The following is a 12341-nucleotide window of genomic DNA, read 5'->3' on the forward strand; positions in this document are numbered from 1 at the left end:
TAATTCGTAATAATTCATTTAAAAATGTTGGGGAAATAAATATTTCATGCAATATCCAATATTCAATTCTATTGTTAACACTGTAGAATCACAATTGGGCAAACGGGGTATCTCAACTAACAAATTCAGAACATGGAAAGATAACAAGATATATGCAACGGGATTGGAATTAAACATCTCTTTGCAAGAGGCATCAGATTATATCGATTCTCTTTCCATTAATTTTGACTGGGACAGTTTTAGAGAAACCTCAATGGCCAAGGGACTAGAAGGTATGGAAAGCCATCCCTTTCTAAAAATTGAGCCCTTTACCGAATCTACTGTCATGCCTACTATCGATGTTGAAATGATGTGGTTGTTCAACATTGAAACCTGCCAGCGCGAAAAACCGGGAAGATCCGGTAACTACAGGATCGAGGAAGCCAGTAAATGGATGGAAAATATCAGTAAAGAGGTCAATCAATTACTTGCTGATGATGATATCATTACCCGCTGGCATGTTGAGATCGATGGAGATGAGAATGGACGATACCTTTCAGCCATCAACCTGATCTCTTATTTTCAATATCAACTCATTGAGCCTGAAAGCCTAAATGAAGTACAGGAGATCGTAAAAAGAAGGCTGAATGATCTACTCTTAAAGGCCAACAAGGTGATCTTTACATCCAATAAGATACTGGATAAATCACTGGCTGCTTAGGCCGGGACATTTAAAGAAAAGGGATCAACCATACGTTGATCCCATATTTGAATCAGTCGTATTTGTAAAAGCCTTCACCGGTTTTATTGCCCAGTTTACCGGCATCTACCATTTTAACCAGCAGAGGAGCCGGACGATATTTTGGATCCTTGAATCCCTCATAAAGAACGTTCAGAATATCAAGACATACATCCAGACCTATGAAATCTGCAAGTCGCAGTGGCCCCATAGGATGTGCCATACCCAGTTTCATCACTTCATCTACATTTTCGGCCGTGGCCACTCCTTCACCAACACAGAAGATCGCCTCGTTGATCATCGGCATCAGTACACGGTTACTGACAAATCCGGGAGCGTCGTTAACAGGAACCGGAACTTTATTCAATTTCTTTGATGTCTCTTCGACAACTTTATAGGTCTCATCATCTGTTTCAAGCCCGCGTACGATCTCAACCAGCTTCATAACCGGAACAGGATTGAAGAAGTGCATACCAATGAATTTCTCAGGCCGGCTTGTAATAGCCGCCAGTTTTGTGATTGAGATAGATGATGTATTTGACCCAAGGATTGCGTGATCAGGAGCTGCTGCATCCACCTTTTCCCAGACAGATCGCTTGATATCGAGATTTTCAGGAACGGCTTCAACAACCAGGTCAACGTCCTTTACCCCTTCACTTACATCAAGAAATACAGTGATACTTTCAATCGTACTGTTTTTTTTATCTTCGTCGATCTTCTCTTTCTTTACCATTCTATCGAGGTTTTTCTCAATGGTTGAAAGAGCACGGTCAGCAAATTCCTGCTTGGTTTCGATCAGATTAACCGGAATACCACTCATTGCAAAGACATGAGCGATTCCATTTCCCATCGTTCCGCCGCCAATTACGGCTACTTTTTTAACATCCATTCGTTCAAATATTTTTGATTAGTATTTTTATCAGATTACCCTTTTTGGAAGCGTTTTTCAAGGCGTTAAACGCTATTTTTCAAATAATAACTATCCTGTAAAGCGAACAGAAAAGTTGCTCAGAAATTGATCCTTAATTTTGCTGCCACTCCCTGATATCCGGGTTCGTTGAGGTATATCAACCCTGCTTCCGGAAAATTCTCTGATCTATTCTGAGCCCGTAAATAAGCACTGATCCCACTTGCTATTCGATTACCCACCATCAGCACTATAAGAGTTGGAAGTTGGTTCCGGGTTCTATCCACCTTTTCCCGGGTATCCTGATACTGAAGCCTGTCAGCTGTGCTTTCCCAGGACCATTGATATTCCGGTGTTTCCGGAAAAAGTGCATTCCATCTTCTTGAACGCAGTTGAGCTTCATTATAATCACTTAGGCTGTCAAAATTACCTAACGCGATAAGATAATCCCTGTCTTTGTCGGTAAGGTTTGCCCCTGACCTGCTCTGAGCAAGTGTTCGAAAATCAGTTTCAAGATCATTCGCTCTAATATGGATGCCCAAATAAGAGAGAACCAGCACGGCTTCTCCCGCCAAATGATATTTACCACGGTTCCAATTGGTCTTGTCAACATAATGATGTCCCCAGCCCGGAACTGCCAAAGATCTTAGGAAGGCCCCTCTTGGAGAAATGTCATCCACCGGATTCTGAGCTTTGATACCCGGTTCAATTAACGTGATCAATAAAAGTATAGAACAGACCGTCAGGATATAGATAAAGTCGTTCAATACTCTGTTTTTCATTTGATCAATCCGAATTCTTTTCTTTCTCGCGACCCCAATGTCGGAAAATCGAGATGCTAAATCCAATCATCAGTATAAATGTACCGGCCCAAACCACTGATATAAATGGTTTTTCATCTGCCACAACAAGAACCCATTCAGGCTCATACTCTTCTTCAAGACCGGTCACGGTCAGTTCAATACTGTTTTCCTGTGGATTGATCTGCGTAAACTGGAACTCCAGGTCAAATTCGGAAGCAAAAGACGGTGGAGAATATATATAACTCTGGCCACCTTCACTGTAAACTGCGAATAAGGGATCCAGTGTAATGACCCTGTTACTGGCCGGGTGAATAAGTTCTACCTCAGCCCTGACTCCAATAGTTGTATTTGGTGGTAATTCCGTACTGTCCGTTTGTACATAATTCACAAACCTAATAGTAAAGTTTCCTACATCAATGGATTGACCAGGATTCATATTAAATGATTGTACACTCAGAGAATCATCTTCGGTTTCTGTAGTATCCTGCGATGCTACATTCTGCATCATTTCAGCATTCTTTCTTACAAATTCATTTTGCTGTTCCACATATGAACTTCCACCCACATACAGATAGATATCACTCATAAACCCTGTTCTCACATCCGGATCCACGGACCATTGAATATTTTCCTGCGTGCTTGAGGTAAGCATAGGATATACTTCAGGATTCATATAAAATGGTTTACCCCCATCAATAGGCTCGAACCGGATCTTATAGGTCTGCTGCCCCCTTCGAACGGTATTATCGAGTTCATACCCTTCGTAGGTGACCATATATCGGTTATCAATTAGGATCGGCTCGTTCAGATTCAGAAGCAACATTTCTTCCTTCTGAGTGACCTTAAATCCTTGTTCATCCAATACCTCGCCTCTTTCAACAGCAGCATTGTAATTTGCTGTTTTCTGATCGACCAGAGGCTCATTATATGCAGAAGAAGCCAGTATCCCCACCAATAAAAGGCCAAAGCCCACATGTGTCAGTGAACCGCCTATAACCATAGGATTCCTGATAGTCAGCTTGACCATGATCCATGCGTTCCCAACAATGGCAAAGAAACCACAAAACAGATAGACCATATAATACAGATCCCTCACATCGCCAAGTATCACACTGATGATCGTTACTGCACTGGTAACTAACAAAGGATTTATTAGGGCTGATGCAAGTGATTCACCATCATGTTTATTCCAAAACAGATACTGGCCAACCACCGTCAGCAAGGCCATGATCATAGCGATCGGCATGCTCCAGGTATTGTAGAAAGAGATCTCGGGTGGTGTGGGATTTTCAACAAACAAGCGGCCCAGGATCGGTGAGCTTGTACCCAGAATGATCACTAATCCCAGGATCAGCAACATCATAGCACCAGTCACGGTCATGAATTCACGACTCAAAACGTTTGACTCTTTCTCCGGTGAAGGCAGTTCCTTATATCTCCAGAAAAACAGCCCCAGCCCAACAAGAGTGACTACAAGCATAAAAGCAAGCAGTTGATTATACAATCCCAGATCCACAAAACTATGCACAGATGAGCTGCCCAGAATTCCGGATCGGGTCAAAAATGTTTCATAAACGACTGCCACATAAGCAAGAATGGCAAACAATATGGATGATTTCTGAGCAATGGCACTTTTGCGCTGAATGATCATGGTGTGGATACCGGCTGTGCCGATCAACCAGGGAACCAACGAGGCATTCTCTACAGGATCCCACGCCCAGTATCCTCCAAATGAAAGGGTTACATAAGCCCAGTAACCACCCAGAAAGATGGCTGTTAGTAAGGCTACGTTGGCACTTAGGGTCCAGGGTAATGCAGGACCGATCCATTTGTGATACTGCTGCTTCCAGAGGGCTGCCATGGCAAAACAGTATGGAATGGTCATCATGGCAAAACCGATAAAAAGCACCGGCGGGTGGATCATCATCCACGGGCTTTTCAGGAGATCATTAAGTCCACTGCCATCATTCGGTACAAAATCAGGATTTGACTGTAAAAAAGGGGCATTTGGCATTTCCTCAGCGATGGTTCTGAAAGGTGATGCGCCCAGCTTCAGACCAAAAATATCCCAACCCAAAAGCATGGACAATAGGAATACCTGAGTAAGGGTCAGGAAAAACAGTACCGGAGCTTTATAGGGTGCCCTTGTCCATTTCATAAGTCCAAAGCCAAAAAAGGCAGAGAACAGGATCCAAAGCATAAAACTTCCCTCCTGCCCACCATAAAAAGCAGAAAACAAATAACGGGGAGTCAGGTCCAGGCTGGTATAATTGAACACATAGTAATACTGAAACTGGTGCTGAAAGATTAGGTAGATCAAAATACCGGATGCTACCACAATGAAAAGGGTTTTGGCAGCAAACAACCAGTTACCGATCCTTAGAGTACGATCCTGATCTTTATTGGCTGAGATATAGTAAAAAACCATAGCCCCGATAGAAGTAATGAACGAGGCTGATAATAACAGTTTACCAAGGGTTCCAAGCATGGCTGGATATGATATATTTTAAGATAGTGGCTCTTGATGAATTTTATTATTCCGGAAAAATGCAATTCACCGAAATAATTCGATATTACCCCTGAACAGCGTCTGTGAACTGACCGGGGTCTGCATCGTTATATTTTGAAGGACACTTCATGAGCATTTCATTGGCATAGAAAGTATCCCCTCTCATTTCTCCGATCACTACAAGCTGGTCTGCCTGTTCGAAGTTATTTGGTTTGGGTTTTGAATAGACCACTTTCCTGGAAACGCCATCCTCATCTTTCATATAGAAGGTAAAGCGTTTGGTTTCAAGAGAAAATTCGGCTCCTTTTTGTTCATCCCAGGTACCCGGAATATGAGCGGTTGAGCGTTCGCCCGCTCCTTCAAAAGTGGTATAAGTGCTAATGCTTTCGCCAAAATTATACATCAACAGCGATGTAAAACCAACGATGGCAATAATTCCAATGATCAGCTTTGGTTTCATGATTCTTTCGTAGTTTGAATTTCTTGTTCAAGTTTACTGACTTTCTTATCCACTCTGAAAAGGAAGTAGATGAGTACAAGCCAGATAATGAGACTTACTCCGAGTACAACAAAAATTAGGTCGTTTGAACTCATAAATTGAATAAAAGCATTTGTTTCTTCACCTGATGCGGCTCCGGCCCATTGATCAGAGTATGCCTCTGTGAGAGTGTCAACGAGAGCTACTGAATCTTCTTGCATAGGTTATTATATATTTTTGGATCTGATCTACAGACCGATCCAATATTTATCTTTTTAAATTACGAATTATCCAGTTCAAGTTTTACCCTGTTATAACGATGAAGGATATCATATATCCAGATGCCAAGCGCTATGAATCCGATAAATGCCGGGTATAAAATGAACCTCAATTCATCCGCTGTAATTTCGCTGAAGGCCGGATTTCCATCAGCACCGGGGTGTAAACTTGTCAATTGCCTTGGAACCACATATAGCAAGAACGGGATCGTAGTTACCGCAAAGATATTATAGACCGCTGCGAGTTTAGCCCGCTTCTCCCGGTCGTCAAAAGCAGAACGTAACATGAAGTAAGCCACATAGATCATGAGTGCCAGTGCAGCAAGGTTCATTTTCGGTTCAGCAAAGGTCCACCAGGAACCCCAGGTAAAACGTGCCCACAATGATCCGGTCAAAAGCCCACATATGCCAAATGCCACCCCTACAGATGCCGCAGAGGATGCTTTGATATCAAAAACAGGATCCGGTTCATTCAGGTACTTTATGCTATACCAAAAACTGATCAGAAAGAGCACGAACATGGTCATCCACATAGGAACATGAAAGAATATATTCCGGGCCGTTTGTTCAAGAATGGGGATCTCAGGAATGTATATCAGAAAGCCGGCAGAAATGACGATCGTCATCCAGATAGCTACTACGTATTTCCAGATTTTCAAGAAAGTATGAATTTCGTTAACTATAACTGCGTTTCAAGTCTAAAATATACAAACTTCGGCCCGATATTCTGAGTATAAAATCCGTAAAATCTGCCATGACCTATCATCATCATCCTATCGTTCTAACTCCTTCCGTTAAAGCTTTTTTCAGGGGTTATACTATCGGAATTATACTTTCACCACTACTTATAGGCCTTTACCTGATATGGAAAACAGAAAGTAAACGGCGCAGTATATCGTACAGGATCACTGAGAACATGCTCACCATTGTTCACGGAAAATACTCCAGAAATATTGACCTTGAAAATATCAATGATGTTGAAACGAATTACGACCCTTTTGGTTTGGGGACAATCATTGTACATACTTCCGGGCAAGAGTACTCACTTTTTGGATTAAAAGAACCTGAAAAGGTCGCAAATACATTGACAGAATCTTAAATGATCATAACAACTGCATCAAACACTAGCTGTTGAGATCTTACCTAATGTTTACAAGTGTTTTACAAAAATATCCCGTTTCTTTGAAGCCTGTAACCAAAACCTTATCCAACTGACTATGATTTCATCAAAACTGACCAAAGGATTCTTCATTGCATTGATCCTTTCCTTTACTGCCAACCTGTCGATCTTTGCCCAACAGGCAAATTTTGAAGCGGCTGAGCGTTTCACCGGAGATAAAATGGAGAAAATGATCGGAAATACGGCCGTTTATCCCCGCTGGATCGAAGACACCAACAACTTCTGGTATGAATTCGAGAACCCCGACGGAAAGAACTGGTATTTCGTAAATGCCGAAAGAGCCTCGCAACGGCTTCTGTTCGATCAGGAAGAAATGGCTTCTCAGCTTACCATGATCTTTGAGCGACCTTTCAATTCCAAGGATCTTGATCTGAAAGATTTCGAGTATAACACCGATAAAGAACGGTTTACTTTTCATGTAGACAGCATCGAATTCACCTATAACCTGAACGGTAATCAGCTGATCAAAGGCGACTCCCTGAAAGAGGATGAGGATGATAATTGGGCTACCTACTCCCCTGACAGTACCTGGATCGCATTTGCCAAGGACCACAACCTTTATGTAATGAGGGCTGATGATGAGGACAGTACGGAAATACAACTATCTGAAGACGGCGAACGATGGTTCAGTTATCAGGCAGATGAAGGTGACACCACCAGCAATGAGAGACTCAGAACCAACGCGCGTTTCTTTGATGATGAAACAAAATTATATGTGACCCGCACTGACATGCGTAAAGTGGATGAACTCTGGGTGATCAATTCACTGGGTGAGAGACCTGAACTGGAGACCTATAAATACGGCATGCCCGGCGAGGATGAGATCGGGATCGACCACGTAGAAGTGTTTGATATTGATAGCCGCGAACGCGTTCGAATGGATACCGATAAATGGGAGGATCAGGACCTAAGAGCCAATTACGGTGGGCATCAAACCGGTGATTATCGCGCTAACAGTTCCGATAAGCTTTACATTTATCGCGAAAACCGGCCCTCAGACAAAGTGGATGTCCTTATTGCAGATACCGAAACCGGTGAAACGGAAGTATTGATCAGCGAAACCAGTGAGCCCTACTTTAACTGGAGCTACCAGTACTTAGGCATTATGAATGATGGTGAAGAATATCTGTGGTGGAGTGAGCGAACCGGATGGGGACAACTATACCGCTACGATAGCGAAGGCAATCTGAAAAATCAGATCACGAATGGTAACTTTGTAGTTGGTGACGTCGTGAAAGTAGATACTTCCGGCAAGAAGATCTTCTTTGAAGCTTTTGGCCGGGATGGTGACAACCCCTATCATAGCAATCTTTACAGTGTGAAATTTGACGGCTCAGACTTCAAACACCTGACACCTGAGAATGCCAACCACTGGATCTCTGAATCTGATGAAGGCAACTACTTTGTGGATAATATTTCCAGAGTTGACCAGCCTACCCGTACAGTTCTGCGTGACGAAAATGGCCGAATTCGCCTGAACCTGCAGGAGGTGGATATGACCCCTGCTGAGGAGATCGGCTGGGAAGCCCCCGAGGAATTCAGGATCAAGGCAGCCGATGGCGTAACCGATATTCACGGCGTCATGTGGAAACCCTTCGACTTTGACTCCACTAAAAGCTACCCTATCATTTCCTATGTGTATCCGGGACCACAAACAGAGCCGTTCCCGACCAGCTTCTCTCTGCAGGGATACACCGGCCGCAACCAGGCGCTTGCTCAGTTAGGTTTTGTAGTAGTGGCCTTTGGTAACCGTGGCGGTAGTCCAATGCGGTCCAGATACTATCATACCTATGGTTATGATAATTTGAGAGATTATCCATTGGCTGACAACAAATATGGAATAGAGCAGCTTGCTGCCCGTCATCCTTATATCAATGATAATAAGGTTGGGATCTTTGGACATTCCGGCGGTGGTTTTATGAGTACAGCCGCCCTTCTGACCTATCCTGATTTTTACACTGCCGCTGTTTCTTCTGCCGGTAACCACGACAACAATGTGTACAATACCTGGTGGGGAGAAACACACCATGGCGTCAAGGAAGTGAAAAAGACTGTCAAGGAAATGAATGAGGACAGTGTTGAGGTAGAAAAGGAAGTGATCACATTCGAAAGTGAGATCAAGACCAATGCTTCACTTGCTGAAAACCTGAAAGGACATTTGCTTTTGGTTCACGGTGATATGGATAATAATGTTCACCCGGCTAACACCATACGCCTGGTGGATGCCCTTGTCAAAGCCGGCAAACGTTTTGACCTCATGATCCTTCCGGGACGCCGACATGGCTTCGGACCATATCAGCCATACTTTGAGCGGCAAAAATGGTATTACTTTGCAGAACACCTGCTAGGTGATTACCGGACCAACGTGGATTTCAATCTACCTGAAGATGAGTAGATCCGTTTAATAGCGAACATTGAACATTCAACGCCGAAGTGGCTTACTGCTTCGGCGTTTTTTATGCTAAAGGAACAACCTTGCAGCGTCCTTAAAGACCTGCAAGCGTTGTTTTATGGAGCTCCAAAGTAGAATTTATACCCATTATCCGAACGCTTCAAGGACCTACGGACGCTTGAAGGTTCTGCAATAGAGGTTCAACGCTGAAGTGGGCAACTGCTTCGGCGTTTTTTATTTATCATAAATACAGTCATGCTGTACAATTATATAATTTTTACAATAAAAACTCTTTACTTCAGACAAACGATAAACTTAACTCATTCTCATGCTCTTTAGATCTTTAAAATCACTATTTCCCATTGTATTGCTCCTATTTGGGATGTCCACCCTTACTTTGGCTCAGCAGGCTAATTTTGAAGCTGCTGAACGCTTCACCGGCGAAAAAATGGAAAAACTGATAGGAAACACCTCAGTCTTCCCGCGATGGATAGAAGATACCGATCGTTTCTGGTACACTTACGAAAACAATGAAGGCAAAAACTGGTACTACGTAGATGCAGCCCGCCCATCTCAGCGTTTACTTTTCGATCAGGAAAATATGGCTTCGCAACTGGCAGAATTATTCAACCGCCCTTTCAACGCCAAGGACCTTGATCTGGAAGACTTTGAATATGATACCGACCGGGAACGCTTCACCTTTCATGTTGACAGTATCGAGTTCACCTATAACCTGAATGGCAATGAACTGGTCAAAGGGGATTCCCTTCAGGAAGAAAAAGAAGAAGATTGGGCTACCTACTCACCTGACAGCACCTGGATCGCATTTGCAAAAAATCACAATCTATACGTAATGAAAGCGGATGATGAGGACAGTACGGAGATCCAGCTGACCGATGACGGCAAATTATGGTTCAGCTATCAGGATGAAGATGATGACACTACCTCAAATAAACGACTTGAAGCTAACGTGAACTGGTTCGAGGATTCCAAAAAACTCTGGGTAAAACGACAGGACAAACGAAAGGTTGATGAACTCTGGGTCATTGATTCCTCAGGTGACAGACCTTCACTTGAGACCTACAAATACCCTATGCCCGGAGAAGAGGATATCTATATTGATGAGATCAAAGTATTCGACCCGGCAGCTCAAACCTCTGTAACCCTTGATACCGATAAGTGGGAAGATCAGTCCCTTGGAGGGGCCTATTTCAATGATGGTGGGATATTCGAGACGGACCGGTCAGACTACCTCTACATCCTGAGAAGAGACCGCACATGGAGCAAGATCGATGTGCTTAAAGCCAATACCAGTACCGGGGAGGTCGAAGTATTGTTCTCAGAGGAGAGCAAGCCCTATTTCAATACTCGTTACGCACAGCTGGCCATTATTAACGAAGGGGAAGAATTCATCTGGTGGAGTGAACGAACCGGATGGGGGCAGTTGTATCGCTATGACAGTGAAGGAAATCTTAAGAATGCCATCACTAACGGCTTTTATACTGTGGGGGATATTGCTAAGATCGACACCACGGCTCAAACCATTTATTTTTCTGCATACGGACGTGAAGCCGGTCAAAATCCTTATTTCGAAAATCTATATTCGGTTCGATTTGACGGTTCCCGTTTCAGGCACCTGACCCCGGAGGATGCCAATCATAACATTTCTCCCTCCGAGGATGGCAATTACTTTGTCGATAACTACTCCAAAGTGGATCAGCCGACCACTACTGTGGTCATAAATGCAGCCGGTGAAGTGACACTGGAATTGCAGAAGGTCGATATGAAGGCTGCCGAGGAAATTGGCTGGCAGGCCCCTGAAGAATTCACAGTAAAGGCGGCCGACGGGGCCACCGATCTGTATGGTGTGATGTGGAAACCTTTCGACTTTGATTCCACCAAAAGCTACCCCATCATCACTTATGTGTATCCGGGACCTCAGACTGAGCCTTTCCCAACCAGTTTTTCTGTGACCGGATCGACCGGTAGAAATCAGTCACTTTCTCAGCTTGGATTTGTCGTGCTTGCCTTTGGTCAGCGTGGCGGCAGCCCGATCCGTTCAAAATATTATCATAACTTCGGGTATGGTGATATGAGAGACTACCCGCTGGCTGACAACAAATATGGGATCGAGCAGCTCGCATCCAGGCATTCATTTGTGGATCAGGACAGAGTTGGGATCTTTGGGCACTCAGGAGGTGGTTTTATGAGTACAGCCGCTCTGTTGACCTACCCTGATTTTTATGATGTGGCTGTGTCATCTGCCGGTAACCACGACAACAATATCTATAATATCTGGTGGGGTGAAGTCCACAACGGCGTGAAGGAAGTGAAAAAGACTGTCAAGGAAATGAATGAGGACAGCGTTGAAGTGGAAAAAGAGGAGATCACCTTTGATGCTCCTGTTGAAACCAATGCCGCTCTGGCTGAGAACTTAAAAGGACATCTGTTACTGGTTCACGGAGATATGGATAATAACGTACATCCGGCCAATACCATCCGGCTTGCCGATGCCCTTATCAAAGCCGGAAAACGGTTTGATATGATGATCCTGCCGGGACGCCGACATGGGTTCGGCCCCTACAATCCGTACTTCCAGCGCATGATGTGGTACTACTTCGCAGAACACCTGCTAGGAGATTACCGGACTAATGTGGATTTCAATCTCCCTGAAGTGGAATAGAACATTGAACATTCAATAATGAACATTCAACGCCGAAGTGGGAAACTGCTTCGGCGTTTTTTATTTCAATATTGGATATTGATGAGAATCCTGATTTGAGTTTAGCCGGTTGCACGTAATAGAAGTCAGAGGCTTCCTTAGCTTTTAATTTTCAGTCTCCGCTTCGCTCAAGACTGAAAATATCTATGGGATCTTTATTTTATTAAGGGCTTCAAAGTAGAGTTTTCAACAATAATCTAAACTAGAGGATATCTTAAGTCTTTAGCGAGTCATTATAGCTTAAATTAGGAATAATCCTGCCGAGCGATAACTTAAGAGACCATAATTCAGACATGCATAAATCACGTTATTTACCGTATTGGAAGTCGGAGACTTCCCGAATATTCAATTTTC

At 43.6% G+C, this 12341-nt stretch carries 10 protein-coding genes; 4 read left to right on the forward strand and 6 right to left on the reverse strand.

The annotated features are described in order from the left end of the window. Positions 1–46 precede the first annotated feature (46 nt). Entirely contained in the window at positions 47–700 is a 654-nt protein-coding gene (locus tag AC13FX_RS14705; RefSeq protein WP_482881649.1) for a hypothetical protein, read from the forward strand. Between the two features lie 52 nt (positions 701–752). Here AC13FX_RS14705 and AC13FX_RS14710 read toward each other — a convergent pair whose 3' ends face one another. The 6 genes from AC13FX_RS14710 to ccsA all read right to left on the reverse strand — a co-directional run bounded on the left by AC13FX_RS14710 (position 753) and on the right by ccsA (position 6352). Continuing rightward, positions 753–1607, reverse strand: coding sequence for a 3-hydroxyacyl-CoA dehydrogenase family protein (locus tag AC13FX_RS14710; protein WP_482881650.1), 855 nt, complete (start codon positions 1605–1607; stop codon positions 753–755). 119 nt (positions 1608–1726) lie between these two features. Further along, positions 1727–2407 (reverse strand): hypothetical protein, encoded by a 681-nt coding sequence (locus tag AC13FX_RS14715; protein ID WP_482881652.1) that lies wholly within the window; start codon positions 2405–2407, stop codon positions 1727–1729. Positions 2408–2411: 4 nt separating this feature from the next. Continuing rightward, positions 2412–4916, reverse strand: a complete 2505-nt coding sequence (locus tag AC13FX_RS14720) for a heme lyase CcmF/NrfE family subunit (RefSeq protein WP_482881654.1) — start codon at positions 4914–4916, stop codon at positions 2412–2414. 85 nt (positions 4917–5001) lie between these two features. Further along, positions 5002–5397, reverse strand: coding sequence for a cytochrome c maturation protein CcmE domain-containing protein (locus AC13FX_RS14725; protein ID WP_482881655.1), 396 nt, complete (start codon positions 5395–5397; stop codon positions 5002–5004). Next, complete coding sequence (locus tag AC13FX_RS14730) at positions 5394–5636, reverse strand: CcmD family protein (protein WP_482881656.1); 243 nt, start codon at positions 5634–5636, stop codon at positions 5394–5396. Before AC13FX_RS14730 ends, AC13FX_RS14725 begins: the two co-directional genes overlap by 4 nt. A 59-nt stretch (positions 5637–5695) precedes the next feature. Then, positions 5696–6352, reverse strand: coding sequence for a cytochrome c biogenesis protein CcsA (gene ccsA, locus AC13FX_RS14735; protein ID WP_482881657.1), 657 nt, complete (start codon positions 6350–6352; stop codon positions 5696–5698). 95 nt (positions 6353–6447) lie between these two features. On the opposite strand from ccsA, the gene AC13FX_RS14740 reads away from it, so the two are divergent. The 3 genes from AC13FX_RS14740 to AC13FX_RS14750 all read left to right on the forward strand — a co-directional run bounded on the left by AC13FX_RS14740 (position 6448) and on the right by AC13FX_RS14750 (position 11948). Further along, positions 6448–6792: a PH domain-containing protein gene (locus tag AC13FX_RS14740; RefSeq protein ID WP_482881658.1), complete on the forward strand. Its 345-nt coding sequence runs from the start codon at positions 6448–6450 to the stop codon at positions 6790–6792. A 118-nt stretch (positions 6793–6910) separates the two neighbouring features. Then, positions 6911–9268 carry a S9 family peptidase gene (locus AC13FX_RS14745; protein ID WP_482881659.1) on the forward strand — a complete coding sequence of 786 codons (2358 nt, stop codon included), beginning with the start codon at positions 6911–6913 and terminating at the stop codon, positions 9266–9268. Positions 9269–9593: 325 nt separating this feature from the next. Further along, the gene (locus AC13FX_RS14750; protein ID WP_482881661.1) at positions 9594–11948 is read left to right on the forward strand and encodes a S9 family peptidase; all 2355 of its coding nucleotides are present in this window, start codon (positions 9594–9596) and stop codon (positions 11946–11948) included. Positions 11949–12341: the final 393 nt, after the last annotated feature.

Source organism: Gracilimonas sp. B-17, from assembly GCF_056857935.1.

Excerpts from the sequence above, each read along its gene's own strand:
- AC13FX_RS14750 (WP_482881661.1), top strand. The coding sequence starts at position 9,594 with ATGCTCTTTAGATCTTTAAAATCACTATTTCCCATTGTATTGCTCCTA.
- AC13FX_RS14730 (WP_482881656.1), bottom strand. The coding sequence starts at position 5,636 with ATGCAAGAAGATTCAGTAGCTCTCGTTGACACTCTCACAGAGGCATAC.
- AC13FX_RS14725 (WP_482881655.1), bottom strand. The coding sequence starts at position 5,397 with ATGAAACCAAAGCTGATCATTGGAATTATTGCCATCGTTGGTTTTACA.
- AC13FX_RS14715 (WP_482881652.1), bottom strand. The coding sequence starts at position 2,407 with ATGAAAAACAGAGTATTGAACGACTTTATCTATATCCTGACGGTCTGT.
- AC13FX_RS14740 (WP_482881658.1), top strand. The coding sequence starts at position 6,448 with ATGACCTATCATCATCATCCTATCGTTCTAACTCCTTCCGTTAAAGCT.
- AC13FX_RS14745 (WP_482881659.1), top strand. The coding sequence starts at position 6,911 with ATGATTTCATCAAAACTGACCAAAGGATTCTTCATTGCATTGATCCTT.
- AC13FX_RS14710 (WP_482881650.1), bottom strand. The coding sequence starts at position 1,607 with ATGGATGTTAAAAAAGTAGCCGTAATTGGCGGCGGAACGATGGGAAAT.
- AC13FX_RS14705 (WP_482881649.1), top strand. The coding sequence starts at position 47 with ATGCAATATCCAATATTCAATTCTATTGTTAACACTGTAGAATCACAA.
- AC13FX_RS14720 (WP_482881654.1), bottom strand. The coding sequence starts at position 4,916 with ATGCTTGGAACCCTTGGTAAACTGTTATTATCAGCCTCGTTCATTACT.